The 20956-nt window shown below is 62.1% G+C and carries 19 protein-coding genes and 1 tRNA gene; 19 read left to right on the top strand and 1 reads right to left on the bottom strand.

The features are described from left to right. The first annotated feature begins 104 nt into the window (after nt 1–104). The 14 genes from ruvC to NUV89_RS17355 all read left to right on the top strand — a co-directional run bounded on the left by ruvC (nt 105) and on the right by NUV89_RS17355 (nt 10550). Nucleotides 105–629, top strand: coding sequence for a crossover junction endodeoxyribonuclease RuvC (gene ruvC, locus NUV89_RS17290; RefSeq protein ID WP_005790910.1), 525 nt, complete (start codon nt 105–107; stop codon nt 627–629). 68 nt (nt 630–697) lie between these two features. Continuing rightward, complete coding sequence (gene ruvA / locus NUV89_RS17295; RefSeq protein ID WP_003193868.1) at nt 698–1309, top strand: Holliday junction branch migration protein RuvA; 612 nt, start codon at nt 698–700, stop codon at nt 1307–1309. Beyond that, nucleotides 1310–2368 carry a Holliday junction branch migration DNA helicase RuvB gene (ruvB, locus tag NUV89_RS17300; protein ID WP_015885611.1) on the top strand — a complete coding sequence of 353 codons (1059 nt, stop codon included), beginning with the start codon at nt 1310–1312 and terminating at the stop codon, nt 2366–2368. Between the two features lie 140 nt (nt 2369–2508). Beyond that, nucleotides 2509–2964, top strand: coding sequence for a tol-pal system-associated acyl-CoA thioesterase (gene ybgC / locus NUV89_RS17305; protein WP_071484353.1), 456 nt, complete (start codon nt 2509–2511; stop codon nt 2962–2964). Nucleotide 2965: 1 nt separating this feature from the next. Then, a complete protein-coding gene (gene tolQ, locus NUV89_RS17310; RefSeq protein ID WP_015885609.1) occupies nt 2966–3661 on the top strand; it encodes a protein TolQ in 696 nt (231 codons plus the stop codon). A 23-nt stretch (nt 3662–3684) separates the two neighbouring features. After that, nucleotides 3685–4137, top strand: coding sequence for a protein TolR (tolR, locus tag NUV89_RS17315; protein WP_161630238.1), 453 nt, complete (start codon nt 3685–3687; stop codon nt 4135–4137). Then, nucleotides 4137–5210, top strand: coding sequence for a cell envelope integrity protein TolA (tolA, locus tag NUV89_RS17320; protein WP_257782276.1), 1074 nt, complete (start codon nt 4137–4139; stop codon nt 5208–5210). Before tolR ends, tolA begins: the two co-directional genes overlap by 1 nt. A 17-nt stretch (nt 5211–5227) precedes the next feature. Beyond that, complete coding sequence (gene tolB / locus NUV89_RS17325; protein ID WP_032865025.1) at nt 5228–6508, top strand: Tol-Pal system beta propeller repeat protein TolB; 1281 nt, start codon at nt 5228–5230, stop codon at nt 6506–6508. Between the two features lie 55 nt (nt 6509–6563). After that, nucleotides 6564–7064, top strand: a complete 501-nt coding sequence (gene pal, locus NUV89_RS17330; RefSeq protein ID WP_003209827.1) for a peptidoglycan-associated lipoprotein Pal — start codon at nt 6564–6566, stop codon at nt 7062–7064. Between the two features lie 6 nt (nt 7065–7070). Then, the gene (gene ybgF / locus NUV89_RS17335) at nt 7071–7904 is read left to right on the top strand and encodes a tol-pal system protein YbgF (RefSeq protein WP_257782277.1); all 834 of its coding nucleotides are present in this window, start codon (nt 7071–7073) and stop codon (nt 7902–7904) included. A 164-nt stretch (nt 7905–8068) separates the two neighbouring features. Next, entirely contained in the window at nt 8069–8716 is a 648-nt protein-coding gene (gene queE, locus NUV89_RS17340; protein ID WP_124524942.1) for a 7-carboxy-7-deazaguanine synthase QueE, read from the top strand. Between the two features lies 1 nt (nt 8717). Then, nucleotides 8718–9407 (top strand): 7-cyano-7-deazaguanine synthase QueC, encoded by a 690-nt coding sequence (gene queC, locus NUV89_RS17345; protein WP_257782278.1) that lies wholly within the window; start codon nt 8718–8720, stop codon nt 9405–9407. A 63-nt stretch (nt 9408–9470) separates the two neighbouring features. Continuing rightward, nucleotides 9471–9546 (top strand) — tRNA-Lys (locus tag NUV89_RS17350). 134 nt (nt 9547–9680) lie between these two features. Then, nucleotides 9681–10550, top strand: coding sequence for a phosphotransferase (locus NUV89_RS17355; protein WP_257782279.1), 870 nt, complete (start codon nt 9681–9683; stop codon nt 10548–10550). A gap of 5 nt (nt 10551–10555) precedes the next feature. On the opposite strand, the gene NUV89_RS17360 is transcribed toward NUV89_RS17355, so the two are convergent. Continuing rightward, nucleotides 10556–11521 (bottom strand): AraC family transcriptional regulator, encoded by a 966-nt coding sequence (locus NUV89_RS17360; RefSeq protein ID WP_308220198.1) that lies wholly within the window; start codon nt 11519–11521, stop codon nt 10556–10558. A gap of 162 nt (nt 11522–11683) precedes the next feature. On the opposite strand from NUV89_RS17360, the gene NUV89_RS17365 reads away from it, so the two are divergent. The 5 genes from NUV89_RS17365 to NUV89_RS17385 are packed head-to-tail and all read left to right on the top strand — an operon-like array spanning nt 11684 to nt 20882. Continuing rightward, entirely contained in the window at nt 11684–13660 is a 1977-nt protein-coding gene (locus NUV89_RS17365; RefSeq protein WP_257782281.1) for a TonB-dependent receptor, read from the top strand. Between the two features lie 11 nt (nt 13661–13671). Next, nucleotides 13672–14703 carry a methyltransferase gene (locus NUV89_RS17370; RefSeq protein WP_257782282.1) on the top strand — a complete coding sequence of 344 codons (1032 nt, stop codon included), beginning with the start codon at nt 13672–13674 and terminating at the stop codon, nt 14701–14703. Further along, complete coding sequence (locus NUV89_RS17375; RefSeq protein WP_257782283.1) at nt 14700–15929, top strand: MFS transporter; 1230 nt, start codon at nt 14700–14702, stop codon at nt 15927–15929. The genes NUV89_RS17370 and NUV89_RS17375 overlap by 4 nt, the downstream gene beginning before the upstream one ends. Nucleotides 15930–15960: 31 nt before the next feature. Continuing rightward, nucleotides 15961–18363 (top strand): decarboxylase, encoded by a 2403-nt coding sequence (locus NUV89_RS17380; RefSeq protein ID WP_257782284.1) that lies wholly within the window; start codon nt 15961–15963, stop codon nt 18361–18363. A gap of 20 nt (nt 18364–18383) precedes the next feature. After that, nucleotides 18384–20882, top strand: a complete 2499-nt coding sequence (locus NUV89_RS17385; RefSeq protein ID WP_257782285.1) for an aminotransferase class III-fold pyridoxal phosphate-dependent enzyme — start codon at nt 18384–18386, stop codon at nt 20880–20882. The last annotated feature ends 74 nt before the right edge of the window (nt 20883–20956 follow it).

Below are 20956 nucleotides of genomic sequence, written 5' to 3' on the forward strand. Positions count from 1 at the left end.
AGTCGCTGAAAATGTTGGCTGACCCACCGCCTTCGCGGGCAAGCCCGCTCCCACAGTTGATCTTCTTTGTCGCAAGAATTGTGTTTACCCAACCCGCAGGCGTTATGACTTTAATCCTAGGTATCGACCCCGGTTCGCGCATCACCGGCTTTGGCGTGGTGCAACAGACCCCGCGCGGCTGCATCTACGTCGCCTCGGGCTGTATCCGCACCGGCGCCGGCGAGTTGGCCGAGCGCTTGCAGATTGTCTATCGCGGCGTGCGTGAAGTGATCCAGACCTACGGCCCGGTAACCATGGGCATCGAAAAGGTGTTCATGGCCAAGAACGCCGATTCGGCGCTCAAGCTTGGCCAGGCCCGTGGCGCTGCCATCGTCGCCGGTGCCGAGGAGGGCATGGAAATCGCCGAATACACCGCGACCCAGGTCAAGCAGGCCGTGGTCGGCACCGGTGCGGCGAACAAGGAGCAGGTGCAGATGATGGTCATGCACATGCTCAAGCTCACTTCAAAACCGCAGATCGACGCCTCCGATGCCCTGGCCATCGCCATTTGCCACGCGCACACCCGCTCCAGCCTGTTGCCCCACGGTCTGGGCACGGCACGCAGTCGTGGCGGGCGGCTGCGTCTCTGATAGCATCAGCGCAATCGTTTTTCCCGGTCGGGTCTTTGCCTGACCCTCAAGCTTTAAGGATTTGAACCGTGATTGGACGCTTGCGCGGCACCCTGGCTGAGAAACAGCCGCCGCACCTGATTCTGGATGTCAACGGGTTGGGGTATGAGCTGGAAGTGCCCATGACCACCCTGTATCGCCTGCCGTCGGTCGGCGAGCCGATTACGCTGCATACCCATCTGGTGGTGCGCGAAGATGCGCAATTGCTCTATGGTTTCATTGGCAAGCGCGACCGTGACTTCTTTCGCGAGCTGATCCGCCTCAATGGCGTCGGCCCGAAGCTGGCGCTGGCGTTGATGTCGAGCCTGGAGGTGGATGAGCTGGTGCGTGCCGTCTCGGCCCAGGACACCTCGGCGCTGACCAAGGTGCCGGGTGTCGGCAAGAAGACTGCCGAGCGCCTGCTGGTGGAACTCAAGGACCGCTTCAAGGCCTGGGAAGTCGTGCCGAGCATGTTTGCCCTGGTACCGAACCAGCCGGACATGCCAGCGGCCCAGGTCGCCAGCGCCGAGAGCGATGCGGTCAATGCGCTGATTTCCCTGGGCTACAAACCGCAGGAAGCCAGCAAGGCCGTGTCTGCCATCAAGGACAAGAACCTGAGTGCCGAAGACATGATCCGCCGTGCCCTGAAGGGAATGATTTAAGTGATTGAAGCAGATCGTCTGATCGCGGCCACCGGCCCGCGCGACCGTGAAGAAGTGCAGGACCGCGCCATCCGCCCCCTGAGCCTGGCCGACTACATCGGCCAGCCCACCGTGCGCGAGCAGATGGAGCTGTTTATCCAGGCCGCGCGCGGGCGCAGTGAGTCGTTGGACCACACATTGATCTTCGGTCCACCGGGCTTGGGTAAGACCACCCTGGCCAATATCATTGCCCAGGAAATGGGCGTGTCGATCAAGTCCACCTCCGGCCCGGTGCTGGAACGACCGGGTGACCTGGCGGCACTGTTGACCAATCTTGAGCCCCACGACGTGCTGTTTATCGACGAGATCCACCGGCTGTCGCCGATCGTCGAGGAAGTGCTGTACCCGGCCATGGAAGACTTCCAGCTCGACATCATGATCGGCGAAGGCCCGGCGGCGCGTTCGATCAAGCTCGATCTGCCACCTTTCACTCTGGTTGGCGCCACCACCCGCGCGGGCATGTTGACCAACCCGTTGCGAGACCGTTTCGGCATTGTTCAACGTCTAGAGTTCTATAGCACCGCAGACCTGGCGACCATCGTCAGCCGTTCGGCGGGCATTCTCGGCTTGCCGCTGGACCCGGAAGGCGCGTTCGAAATCGCCCGTCGTGCCCGTGGTACACCGCGAATCGCCAACCGCTTGCTGCGTCGTGTGCGTGACTTTGCCGAAGTGCGTGCCAAGGGCCATATCACCAAGGCCGTGGCCGACCTGGCCTTGAACCTGCTGGATGTGGATGAGCACGGCTTCGATCACCAGGATCGGCGTCTACTCTTGACCATGATCGAGAAGTTCGACGGCGGCCCGGTGGGCGTCGACAGCCTGGCGGCCGCCATCAGCGAAGAGCGCCATACCATCGAGGATGTGCTGGAACCGTACCTGATCCAGCAGGGTTACATCATGCGCACCCCAAGGGGCCGAGTAGTGACGCGACATGCCTACCTGCACTTTGGGTTAAACATTCCGTCACGATTGGGTGAGATGCCCGTGGTAGACGAATTCCTCGATGCAGTGGACGATTAAAAGCATTACGCAAGTCGATTTATTCGACGTTTGTGCTGTCCTAGTGGCTGGCGTCGTCATTCAGTCACTGGATAATGTTTCAGGGAATGAAAAAACAGTTGCCCAGCCGGATTGGCAACCTGAGGAGTAAGCACTAGAGTATGCGCGCGCAAAACGGGGATCAGTCGTTCGCACATCGCTGTCGCGTTTATTACGAGGACACCGATGCGGGCGGCATCGTGTATTACGTCAATTATCTCAAGTTCATGGAGCGGGCTCGAACCGAGCGGCTACGGGAGCTGGGCTTTGCCCAATCCCAGCTGGCAGGGGAGGACCTGTTGTTTGTCGTGCATTCCAGCGAGGCGCGGTATCACGCGCCGGCGCGGCTCGACGACGAACTGCTGGTCAGCGCTGAAGTAATCGAATTGAACCGTGTCAGCCTGCGCTTTAAACAGCAGGTCAGGCGGGCAACGGATGCAACGCTGCTCTGTGAGGGGCAGTTCCTGGTGGCTTGTGTGCGCACCAATAGTTTGAAACCCCGGGCCATTCCCGAAGCTCTACGTGCGGCCTTTGCCGGCGTAAGCGGCGCGGGTAAACAATCAAAGCAGGAGATTTAGCGTGGAACCTACCGTCGTCGACCATTCCTCCATGTGGAGCCTGGTCAGCAATGCCAGTGTCGTGGTTCAACTGGTGATGCTGACCCTGGTAGCCGCATCGGTTACCTCTTGGGTCATGATTTTTCAGCGCAGCAACCTGCTGCGTGCCGGTCGACGTGCCCTGGAGAGCTTTGAAGAGCGCTTCTGGTCCGGTATCGACCTGTCCAAGCTGTACCGCCAGGCGGGCAGCAACCCGGACCCGGATTCGGGCGTCGAGCAGATCTTCCGTGCCGGTTTCAAGGAATTCTCCCGTCTGCGCCAGCAGCCAGGCGTCGACCCGGAAGCCGTGATGGAAGGCGTGGCCCGCGCCATGCGCGTGGCCATCTCCCGCGAAGAAGAGAAGCTTGAGCAAAGCTTGCCGTTCCTCGCCACCGTCGGTTCCGTGAGCCCGTACATCGGCCTGTTCGGTACCGTATGGGGGATCATGAACTCCTTCCGCGGCCTGGCCCAGGCCCAGCAAGCGACCCTGGCCACCGTGGCCCCGGGTATCGCCGAAGCCCTGATCGCCACCGCGATCGGCCTGTTCGCTGCTATCCCCGCAGTAATTGCCTACAACCGTTTTGCTGCCACCAGCGAAACCCTGATTGGCCGTTACTACACCTTCGCCGATGAATTCCAGGCGATCCTGCACCGTAAAGTGCACACCAGCGAAGAATAAGCAGGTAATTCACAATGGCTTTAATCGCTCGAGCTCGCAAAAAGCGCAAGCCGGTCGCCGAGATGAACGTAGTGCCCTACATCGACGTGATGCTGGTACTGCTGGTTATCTTTATGGTGACCGCGCCGATGCTCAATCAGGGCGTGAAGGTTGATCTGCCCAAGGTTTCCAGCGAAGCCTTGCCGCAAGACAACAACACCCAGGTCCTGACCATTTCGATCAAGGCTGACAAGACCTACTACTGGAACCTTGGCAGCGAAGTCGATACCCAGAAACAGCAGGACAAGGCCATGACCTTGCCGCAGATGACCGACGCGGTGACCAAGATCATCCGTTCCGGCAACGAAGGCGGCAAGCACACCCAGGTGTTCATTCGTGGTGACAAGGTTGTCGACTACGGCTCAGTCATGGGCGCCATGGGCGGGCTGCAGAAGGCCGGCGTCGGTAACGTTGGCTTGATTACCGAGGCGCCCTGATGCAGCAGCAGCGAGAGCCGTCCGCCTCGGAAAGCTACTTCTGGCCTAGCGTCTGGGCAATTGCCCTGCACGTCCTAGTGTTTGGCATGCTGTTCGTCAGCTTTGCCATGACCCCGGACCTGCCGCCAGCCAAGCCGATCGTGCAGGCGACCCTGTATCAGCTGAAATCGAAAAGCCAGGCCACCACCCAGACCAATCAGAAGATTGCGGGTGAGGCCCAGAAGTCGGCTGCGCGCCAGACTGAAGTCGAACAGATGGAACAGAAAAAGGTCGAGCAGGAAGCGGTGAAGGCTGCTGCGGAACAAAAGAAAGAAGAGGCGGCTCAAAAGGCCGAGGAATCGAAAAAGGCTGACGAAGCGAAGAAGGCCGACGAGGCGAAAAAGGCTGATGAAGCCAAGAAGTCCGAGAAGGCTGCCGAAGCTAAAAAAGCCGAAGAGAAACAATTGGCTGATATAGCCAAGAAGAAATCTGAAGAAGAAGCCAAGAAAGCTGCCGAAGAAGAGGCCAAGAAAAAGGCCGCTGAGGAAGCCAAGAAGAAAATAGTCGAAGACGCGAAGAAGAAAGCCGCCGACGACGCCAAGAAAAAAGCTGAAGCAGACGAGGCGAAGAAAAAAGTCGCCGATGATGCGAAGAAGAAAGCTGCCGCCGACGCCACCAAGAAAAAGGCCCAGGAAGCAGCACGCAAATCCGCCGAAGAGAAAAAGGCCCAGGCCTTGGCAGATTTGCTTTCCGACACGCCGCAGCGTCAGCAAGCCTTGGCCGATGAACGTGGTGATGAAGTCGCGGGCAGTTTCGACGACCTGATTCGGGCACGGGCAGCAGAGGGTTGGACGCGTCCACCTTCGGCACGCAAAGGCATGACAGTAGTGCTGCAGATCGGCATGTTGCCGGACGGTACGGTGACTTCGGTCAGCGTGGCCAAGTCCAGTGGCGATGGTTCGTTCGACAGTTCGGCGGTTGCAGCGGTCAAGAACATTGGCCGGTTGACCGAGATGCAGGGAATGAAACCAAGCGACTTCGCTCCCTATCGTTCATTCAAGATGACATTCACACCTGAGGATCTAGCCTTGTGAGAAACCTTCTTCGAGGAATGCTTGTCGTTATTTGCTGTATGGCAGGGATAGCGGCGGCGGATGAAAAAAACATCCTGGTCACCAGCGGTAGCGATCGGGCCACCCCGATCGCCGTAGTACCGTTTGGCTGGCAGGGCGGCAGCGTGCTGCCGGACGACATGGCCCAGATCGTCAGTGACGACCTGCGCAACTCCGGTTACTACGCGCCGATTCCAAAAGGCAACATGATTAGCCAGCCGAACCAGGCCAGCGAAGTTGTGTTCCGTGACTGGAAAGCCGTGGGCGCGCAGTACCTGATGGTCGGCAATATCGTGCCAGCCGGTGGTCGCCTGCAGATCCAGTACACCTTGTTCAACGTGGCTACCGAGCAGCAGGTCTTGACCGGCAGCGTGTCGGGCACCGCTGAACAACTGCGTGACATGGCTCACTACATTTCGGACCAGTCGTTTGAAAAGCTCACCGGTATCAAGGGTGCTTTCTCGACACGTCTGCTTTATGTAACGGCTGAGCGTTTCTCGGTAGACAACACGCGCTACACCTTGCAGCGTTCGGACTACGACGGTGCTCGCGCCGTGACCTTGCTGCAATCGCGTGAGCCGATCCTGTCGCCGCGTTTTGCACCGGACGGCAAGCGTATTGCCTACGTGTCCTTTGAGCAGAAGCGTCCGCGCATTTTCGTCCAGCACATTGATACTGGCCGTCGTGAGCAGATCACCAATTTCGAAGGCCTCAACGGTGCGCCAGCCTGGTCGCCGGATGGTTCGCGCCTGGCGTTCGTGCTGTCCAAAGATGGCAACCCGGATATCTACGTGATGAACATGGCTTCGCGCCAGATCTCTCGCGTGACCAGCGGCCCAGGTATCAACACCGAGCCGTTCTGGGGTAAAGATGGCTCGACCATCTACTTCACTTCCGACCGTGGCGGCAAGCCACAGGTCTACAAGGCAAGCGTGGGCGGCGGTGGTGCGGAACGTGTGACCTTTATTGGTAACTACAACGCCAATCCGAAGCTTTCGGCTGATGAAAAGACGTTGGTGATGATTCACCGTCAGGATGGTTTCACTAATTTCCGGGTTGCGGCCCAGGATTTGCAGCGTGGAACCGTAAAAATCCTTACAGATACCAACCTTGACGAGTCAGCTACTGTTGCGCCCAACGGCACCATGGTAATCTACGCCACCCGCCAGCAGGGCCGGGGAGTCTTGATGCTCGTATCCATTAATGGACGCGTAAGGCTCCCACTTCCTACCGCTCAAGGCGAAGTCAGAGAACCATCCTGGTCCCCTTACCTGAACTGACGCGGCGCTACAAAAAGAAGTACTTAACACACTGGGGTTCATTAGGAGTTTCACGATGGAAATGCTGAAGTTTGGTAAGTTTGCTGCTCTGGCTCTGGCTCTGTCCGTAGCCGTTGGTTGCTCGTCTAAAGGCGGCGACAATGCCGGTGAAGGCGCAGCTGTTGATCCAAACGCTGGTTACGGCGCTAACACTGGTGCAGTTGACGGCTCCCTGAGCGAAGAAGCTGCTCTGCGCGCTATCACCACTTTCTACTTCGAATACGACAGTTCGGACCTGAAGCCAGAAGCCATGCGCGCTCTGGACGTTCACGCGAAGGACCTGAAAGCTAACGGCGCTCGCGTTGTTCTGGAAGGTAACACCGACGAACGTGGTACTCGTGAGTACAACATGGCACTGGGCGAGCGTCGTGCGAAAGCCGTTCAGCGCTACCTGGTACTGCAAGGTGTTGCTCCAGGCCAACTGGAACTGGTTTCCTACGGTAAAGAGCGTCCAGTTGCTACTGGCCACGACGAGCAGTCCTGGGCTCAAAACCGTCGCGTCGAACTGCGTAAGTAATTCGTCATGCGAACGTGCCGTCGTGCTCTAACTGTATTGGCTCTCAGCCTCGCACCGCTTGCGGTGTGGGCTGCGGTTCCTGTGGAAGATAGCAACTCTGGCTATAACAATAGCGGGAGCAGTTATCCGCCAGCAGGTTATGGCACGAACGGCGCCTATGCGGGGGGAGCGGCTACGTCCGCTCCCTCGGCACAGGGCGAACTGTTCAACCAGCTGCAACGCATGCAGGATCAATTGGCGCAGCAACAAGGCACCATTGAAATTCTGCAAAATGAAGTGCGCCAGCTGAAGCAAGAAGGCCTGGAACGTTACCAGGATCTTGATCGACGCATTGGAGCCGGCGTTACACCTGCCGCAACTCCAGATAATTCTTCTGCCGGTGGCGCGCCTAGCGCCGCCATCGGTGGTGCAGCAGCGGGGGCGGCTGCCAGCCAGGCCCCTGCCGCCAGCAGCGAACCGGGTGATCCGGCGAAGGAAAAGCTGTATTACGATGCAGCCTTCGACCTTATCAAGGCCAAGGACTTCGATAAAGCCAGCCAGGCATTTAGCGCTTTCCTGCGCAAATACCCGAACAGCCAGTACGCGGGCAATGCCCAATACTGGTTGGGCGAAGTCAACCTGGCCAAGGGCGACCTACAAGCGGCGGGCCAGGCATTTGCCAAGGTCAGCCAACTGTATCCCAAGCACGCCAAGGTGCCGGATTCGCTGTACAAACTCGCTGACGTAGAACGCCGTCTGGGTCATACCGACAAGGTCAAAGGCATTCTGCAGCAGGTGGTTGCCCAGTATCCGGGGACTTCCGCCGCCCAGTTGGCCCAACGGGATCTGCAACGCTTGTAAGCAAAGCCGCCCGTTTAGAAGAAACCCGCGCCTGGCGCGGGTTTTTTCGTTAGAATCCACGCCCTTTTATGAAACACGCTTTTTGGGGCCTGCGCGTTGGCGGGGTCTCTTGAAGTGCCTGACGGAGGCGGACAGCCTGTTTAGCTGTTACGCCCGTGGCGACTATGCAAGACACATTACGTATCACCGAAGTTTTTTACTCCTTGCAGGGTGAAACGCGCACCGCTGGCCTGCCCACCGTATTTGTGCGCCTGACCGGTTGCCCGCTGCGCTGCCAATACTGTGACAGCGCCTACGCCTTCAGTGGCGGCACCGTGCGCACCCTCGACGACATCCTCGAACAGGTTGCCGGCTTCCGGCCACGCTACGTCTGCGTGACGGGCGGCGAGCCCTTGGCGCAACCCAATGCCATTCCTTTGCTCAAGCAATTGTGCGATGCCGGTTACGAGGTGTCCCTGGAAACCAGCGGCGCCCTGGATATTTCCGCGGTCGACCCGCGCGTGAGCCGGGTAGTCGATCTGAAGACGCCCGACTCCAAGGAATCGCACCGCAACCGTTACGAGAACATCGACTTGCTGACCGCCAACGATCAGGTCAAGTTCGTGATCTGTTCCCGTGATGATTACGACTGGGCGAACTCCAAGCTGATCCAATACGGCCTTGACCGTCGCGCAGGCGAGGTACTGTTTTCTCCCAGCCACCACGACCTGAACGCCCGTGACCTTGCCGATTGGGTGGTGGCGGACAATCTACCGGTGCGCCTGCAATTGCAGTTGCACAAATACCTTTGGAACGACGAGCCAGGACGCTGACATGACTGAACAAACCAACGATCAAAAACGCGCCGTAATCCTGCTGTCCGGTGGCCTGGACTCCGCCACCGTAGTCGCGATGGCGCAAGCTGAAGGCTACAGCTGCTACACCATGAGCTTCGACTACGGCCAGCGCCATCGCGCCGAACTCAACGCCGCTGCCCGTGTTGCGCGCGACATGGGCGTGGTCGAGCACAAGGTCATCGGCCTGAACCTCAACGGCATCGGCGGTTCTGCCCTGACCGACAGCAGCATCGACGTACCGGAAGCACCGAGCGAAGGCATTCCCATCACCTACGTGCCGGCGCGCAACACCGTCTTCCTGTCCCTGGCCCTCGGCTGGGCAGAAGTGCTCAACGCCCGCGACATCTTTATCGGCGTCAACGCGGTGGATTATTCCGGCTACCCGGACTGCCGCCCAGAGTTCGTCGAGTCGTTCGAACGCATGGCCAACCTGGCGACGAAGGCCGGTGTAGAAGGGCAGGGCTTCCGTATCCTGGCGCCACTGCAAAACCTCAGCAAAGCCGATATCGTCAAGGCTGGCGTAGGACTTGGCGTCGATTACTCGCTGACAGTTTCCTGCTACCAGGCAGACGATGACGGCCGCGCTTGTGGGAAATGCGACAGCTGCCGACTGCGTGCAGAAGGCTTCCAAACGGCCGGAATTACGGACCCAACGCGTTATTTCTGATTTATTTAAAATAAGGTGTTGAATAATCCTTAGAAATCAGTATTATACGCGCCACCACACAGCGGGTCGTTAGCTCAGTTGGTAGAGCAGTTGGCTTTTAACCAATTGGTCGTAGGTTCGAATCCCACACGACCCACCATTTTTGGCGGTTTAGAAAATCCGGAAGGCCCACGCAAGTGAGGATTTCCGGGTTTTTTTTTGCCTGCGGTTTAGCGCGGTCTACCTGGCTGGGCCATTTCGCAAAAGACGATAGCCCCACGTCAGGAAGACCCCATGCGTCACCTCAACCACATCACCCGCGCACTTCAAGCCACGCCCATCGGCGACATCACCTTCCATTTCGACCCACGCCACCAGCCTGAATTATCCACCCTGGTCCAGCGCTTCCTCGCCGCACCGCACCAACACACCACCCTCGACATACCCGAAGCCACCCGCGGCGTATTCCTGCTGGAGGGCGAGCGCCGATGGGTGTTGAAGCACAACAAGCTTGAGCACTGGAAAAAGCAGCTGCAAAACTACCTGGGGCTCAAGCGCGCGTTCGGCCTGCATGACTTGACCAACGAGTTCATCAACCTGTCCGTGGTGTCTGCCAAGTCCGCCAGCGTGCCGCGCGTCGCCGGGTTCGGCTATAAAACGCGTTTCCCGTTCCTGAAAGAGGAATACCTGCTGGTGGGTTTTTTTGATGAGCATTGCAGTGTGGATGATCGTCTTGGCGCGCACCCGGAACAGGCCGATGAACTGCTGCCACGGGTGTTCCGATTGTTTGCGCAGATGCTTGCCGAAGGGTTTGTGCATATGGACCCGCACCCCAAGAATATTTTGATCGCCCCGGACGGCCAGCTACGGCTGATCGATTTTGAGTGCTGCGCCCATTCGGTGATCGACCACGATTTCAGCCTGGGCTTCCTGATGGGTTACTTCTATCACTTCTGGATCAAGCGCTTCGTCACCCTCGACGCCTATCGTGCGCTCTGTGAGCGCTACCTGATGGACGAGCAGCCGAACCTGCAACGCGCCACCTTCGACCCGGTGTTCGAACGCTTCCTCACCCACAAAGTCTCGCGTACCACGCGCTACAGCATCCTCACCAACCCCAAGGCCCAGGCCGCCTTCAAGCAGGCTCCCGCCACGCACCCTTGATGCACTCAGCGCCGTTTGCCAAACACTGACTTCGGCGTCTTGCCAAAAAACCGCGTAAACGCCGCGCTGAAGTTGTTCGGGAATTTGTAGCCCACCTGGTAGGCCGCCTGCGCCACCTGGCAGCCGCTTTCCAGCAGGGTGTAGGCCTTGCGCATGCGAATTTCGTTGAGCATGCGGTGCGGGGTGGAGTTGAAGCGGTAGTGCAAGCCTTCCTTGAGCTTGAACTCGTTGAGCCCAACTGCGGCGCACAGATACGGGATGGTCAGCGGCTGGTCCATCTGCTCGATCATGATGTCGCGCGCACGCTCAAGTTTCTCGATGTCGATGGCGCTGAATTGCAGGCTCTCCGGGAGGGTGGCGGGGCTCAGCAACTTGAGCTGTTCGGAGAGCAGGCTCAGGGTGTGGATGTGCATGTCCAGCGTGCCGGTCACGCCGTGGTTGAGGTAGCGGGTCAGGGCGCTGGCATGGCTGGCGCTGGCGGCGGAGGTCTTCTGGAAGGCCAGTTGGCGCACGTTGCCGTTGCCGAGGATCTGCTGGGTGCGCTGCTCGCCGATGTACTTGTTGAGCATGCTCTCGCCAATCAACAGTCGCAGTTGCGACACCGTCGCGCCCGCCTCATAGCAGCGTTCACCCAGGCTGAGCTGGAACGACGTGATGGTGGTGAAGCCCGCCCTGAACGATACCGCCGCGCCATCCGCGCCTTTGTAGCCGGAATCACCCTGCATGCCAAAGGTAATCACCAGCATGTGGCGGTTGTGCGGGCTCACGGTTTCTTCAATCAGGTTGCGCGTCGGGCGATAGCGCGAGCGCACCACCATCAGGTCGTCATCGAAGCTCAGGCGTTCCGAATAGCATTCGCCCAGCTCTTCCGGCAATTGCTGACGCATCCAGCCGCAGTCTTGCGTGCTGACCAGCCGCGAGTGCGTTGACGCAACTCGATACGACTGGGAAATCCTTTGTAAAGCCGACACGTTTAACGCCCTCCCTAGAGTTTGCTCCGATTCGCATATGGATTGATCCGAAATCCATACGGACATACATGATAAGCATTCGCATTAATGAATAGCATGTTTCCCCATCAACTGCCATCGCCACGACGCGGCCATGGGGCGATTCATTGAAGGGGAAAGCGTTTGAACACAGGGGTTTTCAGCGGTGTGCTGGTGTGTTGGCTGGGCGGCGCAAGCGTTGCCATGGCACAGACCGGCCTGGCACCGGTCACCGTCACGGCCAACAAGATCGAGCAGGCACAGGAAGAAGTCCCGGCGAGCCTGTCGGTGATCACCGGCGAAGACCTGCGCAAGGGCAATATCGACGACCTGGAACGCCTGGCCCGCACCACGCCAGGCTTCACCTTCCAGCCGTTCGGCCAGTCCGGCACCAACCTGCCGGTGGTCCGTGGCCTGAGCTCCGGCGCCACGGCTTTTTCCTCCTCGATGCTGATGCTCGTCGACGGCGTGCCGACCCTGATGGGCCAGGGTTTTGACCACAACCTGCTGGGCGTCGAGCGCATCGAGATCCTGCGCGGCCCGCAGTCCACCCTGTACGGGCGCAACGCCGAAGCCGGCGTGCTGAGCATCCACACCCGCCAGCCCGGCGATACGCCTTACGCGCGCCTCGAAGCCGCCGCCGGCAGCCGCGACCTGCGCACGCTGAGCGCGGACGCCAGCACGGCGTTGGTCCCCGGCACCTTATATGCCGGCGTGTCCGGCCAATGGCGCGAGCAGGACGGCTTTATCGACAACGCCTATAAAGGCGGCCAGGCCGATGACCGTGAACGCCACAGCGCGCGCATGGTGCTGCGTTGGACGCCAACCCTGGCCACCGACGTCAACCTGCGCTACAGCCGCCAGGACTACCGCGACGGCGGCTCACAATGGGGCGCCGCCACCTCGAGCCGCCGCGAAGTGCGTTCCGGCACGCCCAGCTGGAACCACTCCAGCGGCCGCAGCCTGTCGCTGGACGTGCGGCACACCTTCGACTCCGGCGTGACACTGCGCTCCATCACCGCCCGCAACGACTTCTACGACCGCCTGCAACAAGACACCGACTTCCAGCCGGCCGACCAACTGCACCTGGCCCGCGACTACCACTTCAACACCCTGTCCCAGGAGTTCCGCCTCGAAGGCCAATGGCGCGACAACCAGTGGCTGCTCGGCGCCTATGCCGACCGCGACGACCACGACCTGTCCTACCAGCAAAAACTGCCCCTGCGCCTGACCCAGACCGATAGCAAGCTCGGCGGCAACACCAGCGCACTGTTCGGCCAATGGCTGATGCCCCTGGCCGAACGCTGGACCCTCACCCTCGGCGCCCGTGCCGAGCAGGACAAAGTGCATATCGACCCCGCCATCGGCAGCCGCCAGAGCGCCAGCTGGCAACGCTTCACCCCCAAGGCCGCCCTGCAATACGAATGGCAGCCCGACGCCTACGTCTACGCCAGCTATGCCGAAGGCTTCCGCGCCGGCGGCTTTAACGCCTTCTCCAGCGCCGCCAACTACCCCGGCTACGACCCGGAAAAAGTCAAAACCTACGAACTTGGCGCCAAGGGCTGGCTCGCCGACAAACGCCTGCGCTACTCGGCAGCGGTGTACCTGATGGACGTGCGCGACATGCAGGTGCAGCAGATCATCCAGCCGGGCGTGGTGTACATCACCAACGCCGCCACCGCGCGTTCCACCGGGCTTGAACTGGAGGCCGACTACCTCGTCGCCGACAACTGGCGCCTGGTCAGTTCCGTGGGCCTGAACCGCACGCGCTTCAAGCAGTTCAGTGAAGGCAGCAACGACTACAAGGGCAATCACAACCCCTACGCGCCGGACCTCACCGGCCACCTCAGCCTGCGCTACGACGCGCCTGCCGGCTGGTACGCCCAGGGCGGTGTCAGCGCCGTCGGCAAGACCTACCTCGACGGCGCCAACCAATACAGCCGTGGCGGCTACGGCCTGATCGACCTGACGGCCGGCTACGACTTCAGCCACTACGGCATCAGCGCCTACGTGAACAACGCCGCCGACAAGCGCTACGACGCCGTCGGCTACCTGAATGGCACCACCCGCGTGTACAGCCCGGGCCGCGAAGTCGGCCTGCGGCTCAGCTATGAACTGTGAGCGATAAACCTATGAACCTGTCCACCCCACATGCCCTGCAACCTTTCTGGGATCTGACCCTGTCCGCCGTGCGCGCCGACGCCCTGCGCATTGCGCTGGAATGGAAACTCTTCGACCTGCTGCAAGTGCCCACCTCGGCCCACTTGATCGCCCGCCAACTGGAACTCGACCCGGCCAACACCGGCTTCTGGCTCGAAGCCCTGTGGAGCATGGACCTGCTGCAGCGCGATGAACGCCAGCCGCCGCTGTACCGCAACACGCCGGTGGCCAGCGACTACCTGCGCAGCGACGCCACGGACTACTGCGGCGACGCCTGGACCTTTCGCCTGCGCGGCATGCGCCGTTTCGGCAGCCAACTGGGCGAGCAAGTGCGCGCCGGCCAACCCGACAGCCAACCCACCGACATGACCACCACCATCGACAACTGGACCGCCGCCGCGCGCCTGCAGATCGCCCAGGAGCAGCGTGCCGTCACCGTCGACGTGGCCCTGCGCCTGACAGCCCTAATCCCCGAGTTCAGCCAAGCGCGCCGCCTGCTCGACCTCGGTGGCGGCCCGGGCCTGGTGGCGATTGCCCTGGTGCGTGACAACCCGCTGCTCAGCGGCGAAGTCTTCGACTTCGAAAAAACCGTCGCAGTGGCCGCCGCCAACATCCAGCGTGCCGGCCTCGAACAACGCCTCGGCGTGCGCGGCGGCAACCTCGCCAGCGACCCGATTGGCGACGGCTACGACGTGATCTGGTGCTCCTCGGTGTTGCACTTCGTCCCTGACCTGCCCGCCACCCTGGCCAAGATCCACGCCGCCTTGCGCCCCGGCGGCGTGCTGATAAGTGCCCACGCCGAGATCCCCGCCGACCCCGAACACGCCCAACGCGTCATGCCGTATTACCTGTCGATGCAGATGCTCGGCCGCCATGTCACCGAGGCGGGCGGCCTGAGTGACGCCTTGCAACAGGCCGGTTTCAGCCACATCGACAGCTACCCCGAAGTGGCCTTCGCCGTGGCGCCCGTCTCGGTGCTGGTGGCCCGCCGGAGCGCCTCATGAACCCTTCCATGTGGCGCCTGCAATTGCTGTTTGGCTGGCTCGGTTTTGTGCTGGTGGTGCCGAGCATCTACCTGCTGCTCGGCCTGCCGTTGGTGATGCGCGAACACGGCTGGTCGGGCACCGACATCGGCCTGTTCCAACTGGCCGGCTTGCCGGCGGTGTTCAAGTTCCTGCTGGCGTTGCCCGTGCAGCGTTATCGCTTCCAGCGTGGGCATTACCGCAACTGGGCGATGCTGTTGTGCCTGTTGCTGGCGGTGCTGCTGGTGGCGGCCAGCCAACTGTCGATCACCGGCAACCCGCTGTACCTGTTCGGCCTGGCGTTCGCCGCCTCGGTGCTGGCGACCTGGGCCGACATTCCGGTCAACGCCCTGGCGATCAAGTTGCTGCCGCACTCGGAGCAAGTGCGCGCCGGCAGCATCCGTTCGGCCGCGCTGTTTCTCGGCGCGATTGTCGGCGCTGGCGTGATGTTGCTGGTGCAAAGCCGCTGGGGCTGGCAAGCGCCGTTCCTGTTGATGGCCGGCGGCTTGCTGCTGGCATTGCTGCCCCTGGCCTGGCTGCGGGAAGGCCATGCACAAGGCAACGGCAGCGCGCCGGTCAGCCCGGCGTTGGCCGACTGGTCGGGTTACTTCCGCCAACCCGGCGCACGCCTGTGGACCTGGGTGCTGTTGACCAGTTTCCCGTTTGTCGGCGCGGCGTGGCTGTACCTCAAGCCGCTGCTGCTGGACCAGGGCATGGTTGCGCCGAAAGTCGCGCTGATTGCCGGCGTCGGCGGCGGCGTGGTCGGGGCCGTGGCCAGCTTGCTCGGCGGGCGGCTGATCCAGCGCATCGGCCCGGGCCGCGCGATTCCGCTGTTTATGTTGTGGGCGTTGATTTCGTTATTAGCACTGACCGCCGCTGTCGGCCTGCGCGCCGACATGGTCTGGCTGGTGGCCGCAGCGTTTCTGCTCGCCACGGCCATGGGCGCGGTGTCGACCCTGGTCTTCGCCCTGATGATGTTTTTTTCCCGCGAGCATCGCCAGGCCGCCGACTACGGCTTGCAGGCCAGCCTGTTCGTATTGACGCGCATGTTGGTGCCGATCGGCGCCGGCGTGCTGCTCGACCGCAGCGGCCACGTCGGCATGCTTGCCGGCCTGTCGCTGGCGATGGCCCTGGTGTGCGGGGTGGCCGTGCTGGCCCGGCGCTCGATTGCCCTGGCCACCGGCGACCCGCAGCGGCCGGTCATTTGATCCTCAGTTTGATTGGAATAGGGATAGGTTCATGAAGGCCACGTTAGGAATCTGCTTGATTACCCAGGCGCAGCCGCTGATTGAGGACGTGACGTTTGTCATCGAGCATTTGCAGGCCGGTTTGCAGCCGCTGCCGAATGCCGCTGACTGGCCCGTGACCGCTGGCGATTGCGAAGACATGCACCAGGCCCTGGGCCCCCGGCCGCACAGCGAGGCGGTGCTGGAAACCCTGATGGTCCAGGCCCAGCGCTACCTGCAAGGCAGCCCGGCGCATGCGGCGGCGTTGCCGGACATGTGGTTGATGAGCTTCGATTCGGTGGAGGCCGCGCAGGCACGTTTGCGTCAGCAAAGCCCGCCGTTGTCCAACGAGCTGTTCATCCTCGACCTCGGCGAACAGGCCGAGGCGGGCGTGGACGATCCGTTCGACGCGCTGATCGCCGCCGCGCCGAATGCGCGCCTGTCGCCCCATTCGGCCGTGCTGTACTGCGCCTTGTCGGCCTTGCCCGGCTGGATGAACCGCGTCGGCGGCAACCGCCACCTGCGCGTGGCCAACGACGACCGCGCTGCACGGCGTGCCGATCTGCTACGCATCATCCTCGACCACCTCGAACACGCCCACTTCAACCGCTTGCTTGCCCGTTCCATCAGCGGGCCGTTGCTGTCGGTGAGCCTGGCCACCGAGGTCACGCGCTTCATGCACAGCCGCTGGCAAGAGCGCTGGGACTTCCACGCCTACACCGGCTCGATGGTCGCGGGCCTGATCCAGTCGATGCAGCACAACGTCGCTGGCACCGGCGTACGTTGCCTCAGCGGCTGCAACGAACACAGCCTGGCGGTGGGCGCCATGGCCGGCTGGCAGTTGTTTGGCCGCGCCTATGTGATCGCCGTGACCTCGGGCATGATCGACGAGTTTCGCGGCACCCTGGCCAACCTCAAGCGCATCGGTGCGCCGGGCCTGATTATCTGCGCCGACAGCCCGGAAAACGTCTGGTACGCGTTCCAGGGCACCCACGACAACGACAACGACGGGCGCCAGGTCATCGAAGCCAAGGGCTTGCGCCAGGTGTTCATCCGCAAGGTCGAGGAAATCGGCGCCTGCCTGGAACAAGCCTTCGCCATGCTCGCCGAACGTGCCGAGCCGGTGTTTATCCTGGCCACCCAAGGCGTGCTCGAATCGCGTCCGCAAGTGCCGTTGAATGTGGCGCTGCCGGCCTTGCCAACCGCTGCGCAAGTGAACCTCAGCAGCACGCAAATCGAAGCGCTGGACCAGGCCTTGGACCTGATTAACACCCAGCCGCTGCACCTGCTCTGGCAGTGCGGCAAGCTCAACGAACAGCAGCGCCAACGCGTGCATGCCCTGGCCGAACGCGGCGCGATTGCGCTGTCCGACAGCATCACCCAGCCGGGCAGCGTCGGCCCGTATCATCAGGGCCGCAAGGTGCCGAACTACCTCGGGCCGTTGTCGTTGTACGGGTTCAGTCGCCGGGTCTACCAGTTCGTGCACACCGACCACGAACTGAACGGGCCGCACAGCCACTGCGTGTTCTTCCTCAAGGGCAAGGTCGATCAGGCCGCCACGCCGTTTTCCGAAGGCAAGCTCAAACGCCAGTTGCGCGTGGTGCAGGTCAACCATGAACCCCGGCATTTGTCGCCGTTCACCGACCTGGCGCTGGACGTGCCGCTGGACGTGTTCCTCGCTCACATCGAGCGCGGCTTGCAGGTCGAGCCCGAGGTGCTGGCCCTGCGCCGCGCCAAGCTGGCGCGAGTGGCCGCCACCAGCGAAAGCGTGGCGGCGGACCATATCGAAACCCTGCCGATGACCTCCAACTACTTCTTCCGCCGCCTGGGCAACCTGGTGCGCGAACTCATCGAGCAGCACGACTATCGCTACATCGGCGTGTACGACGTCGGCCGTGGCGCCATCTCGGCGTTGCGCAACGTGCCGCGCACCGACCCGGGGTTCTCCGGCTGGTACGGCCGTGCGTTGATGGGCGACGGCCTGATGGCCTTGCCGTATATCGCCATGACCGGCAGCGGCAACGTGCTGGCATTTGTCGGCGACGGCGCCCGGGCGTTGGTGCCGGACATCGAAGCGCGCCTGGCCCAAGGCCTGACCGATCCTGCGCGCAACGTGACCTTGTTCTACCTCAGCAACGGCGTGCTCTCGCTGATCCAGACCTACCTCGACAAACGCTACGCCCACAACGGCGCGCAACAGGTTGCGGTCAGCACCCGCGCCGCCGCGCCGCAGCCCGTGCAGCGCATCGGCACGATCAACCTGCACCGCGAGCGCCTGGTGCGTTTCGATGAAGCGCACCTGCGCAACGCCCTGACCCAACCCGGGCAACTGAATATCTTCGACGTATTGCTGGCCCACAACTCGGAAGGCGACGGCTTGAGCCTGGTCTCCGAAACCGCCTGGAACCGTCAATGAAATACCAAGGACACGCTCCCATGAAATTCGGCTTTATCGCTCACCCGACGTCCATCGCGCTGCAACGCCAAGTGAAGATCATCGACCTGCTCGACCGCACCCTCGCCGAGCAGGATCGCGGTTACCAGCCGGAACTGTGGCAGCCGCGCAACCTGGTGCCGTTCGCCGATTTCGGGCGCATCGTCAGCGCCACCGGCGCTACTTGTGAAGGCATCCTGCATTACCTGCCACTGACCGCCGAGCAAATGCTCAGCCAGCCGCGCAGCATTGCCGCGCGGGTATTGGAAGGTGTGAACAGCCTCAAGGAGCAGGGCGCCCATCTGGTCGGCCTCGGCGGCTTCACGGCCATCGTTGGCAACCGTGGTGTGCAGACCCAGGAGCGCAGCGGCGTGGCGGTCACCACCGGTAATTCGCTGACGGCCTACGCCGCGTACAAGAACGTGCTGGAGGCCATGCAACGCCTCGATGTCGACCCGGCCGACAGCGAAGTCGCGGTGGTCGGCTACCCCGGTTCCATCGCCTTGGTGATCGCCAAACTGCTCGCCCGTCACGGTTGCCGCCTGCGCCTGGTGCATCGCGGCAGCGTCGAGCAAGGTCTGGAAAGCCTGGCCTATCTGCCGGGGGAGATGCACGCCCAGGTGCGCCTCACCGCCGAGATTGAAAGCTGCTACGACGACGTGCGTTTCTACGTCGCTGCCACGTCCAGCGGAGGGGTGATCGACCCGTATCGCCTGGCCCCCGGCTCGGTGGTGATCGATGCTGCGTTGCCCCGCGATGTGCTGGCGTTCAACCACGACCGCAACGACATCCTGATCGTCGACGGCGGCCTGGTGTCGGCCAGCGACGCGGTGCGTTTCGGCACCGAAAACCTCGGCCTGGCACCGAAGAAATTCCTCAACGGCTGCCTCGCCGAAACCCTGGTGCTGGCCCTGGAAGGCCGTGCCGAAGCGTTCTCCATCGGGCGTGAACTGCCCGAAGAAAAAGTCCTCGAGATCGGCCGCATCGCCGAGTTGCACGGCTTCTCGCCGTCGCCCATGGCCTCTTACGGCGAGCGCCTGCGCGACGAAGACTTCCAGCCGCTGCGCCGCTTCCACCGCCGCCAGGACGTGGCGCCGCCCGCCGACCTGCGCGCCGAAGCCTTGCGCTGCTTCGGCCAGCACATCAACCCGGTGCTGCGCGAGTTCTACCAGTTCAACCATATCGAGCGCGTGTTCACCCAGGGCGACGGCTGCTGGCTGACCGACCTGGACGGCGGCCGCTACCTGGACTTCGTCGCCGGCTACGGCTGCCTGAACACCGGGCACAACCACCCCAAGGTCAACCAGGCGTTGCAGGCCTTCCTGCAAAACCAGCACCCGACGTTTGTGCAGTACGTATCGGTGCCACTGCACACCAGCCTGCTCGCCCAGCGCTTGAGCGAACTGGCGCCGGGAGACCTGGAGCGGGTGTTCTTCAGCAACTCCGGCACCGAGGCCATCGAAGCCGCGTTGAAACTGGCGATGGCCGCCATGCGCCGCCCACGCGTGCTGTATTGCGACAACGGCTACCACGGCAAGACCCTCGGCGCGCTGTCGGTGACCGGCCGCGACAAACACCGCGACCCGTTCAAGCCGCTGCTGGCGCGCTGCGATTCGATTCCCTTCGGCGACCTGCACGCCCTCGAAACCGCGTTGCAACAAGGCGATGTCGGCGCGTTCATCCTCGAACCGATCCAGGGCGAAGGCGGCGTGATCTTCCCGCCGGCGGGCTATCTGCAACAGGTGCGGGCGCTGTGCACCGCCCACGATTGCGTGATGATCCTCGACGAAATCCAGACCGGCCTCGGCCGCACCGGCAAGCTGTTTGCCTGCGAGTGGGAAGGGGTGGTGCCGGACATTCTGGTGTTGTCCAAATCCCTCTCCGGCGGCGCCGTGCCGATTGGTGCGACGCTGTCCAGCGCGGCGCTGTGGGACCGCGCCTACGGCAGCATCGACACCTTTGCCCTGCACACCTCGACCTTCGGCGGCGGCAATTTCGCCTCGGCCTCGGCCCTTGCCACATTGGATGTGATCGCCAACGAAGACCTGGCCGGCAACGCGGCGCGGGTCGGCACCCAACTCAAGGAGGCGTTGCGTGAAGCCGTCAGCGGCTACCCGTTCATCCACGAAGTGCGCGGCCAGGGCCTGATGATCGCCATCGAGTTCGAGTACAGCTACAAGGGCGGCGTCGAGGCGTTTGTGCGCGAGTTCGCCAGCCGCATGCCGGGCAACGCGGCGGGCACCTATCGCATGCTCTCGGGCAAGGCCAAGCGGCATATCGACGAGGCCATCAGCGAGATCGAGAAAAACTTCGAGGAGATGTTCGTGCTGCGCTTCGTCAGCAAACTGTCCCGGGAGCACGGCGTGCTGACTTTCGTCACCGCCAATAACAACCGGGTCATGCGCATCCAGCCGCCGCTGGTGCTCAGCGAGTCAGAGGCGCGGCATTTTGTGCAGGCGTTCAGCGCGGTGTGCAAGGACATGTCGACCTTCCTCGGCTGATCTGCCTGGGCAGGTTCCCTGTGGCGAGGGAGCTTGCTCCCGCTGGGCTGCGCAGCGGCCCCAAAAATCTTGGG

The sequence above is a fragment of the Pseudomonas sp. 18.1.10 genome (assembly GCF_024655625.1).
In the GTDB taxonomy this organism is placed as follows: domain Bacteria; phylum Pseudomonadota; class Gammaproteobacteria; order Pseudomonadales; family Pseudomonadaceae; genus Aquipseudomonas.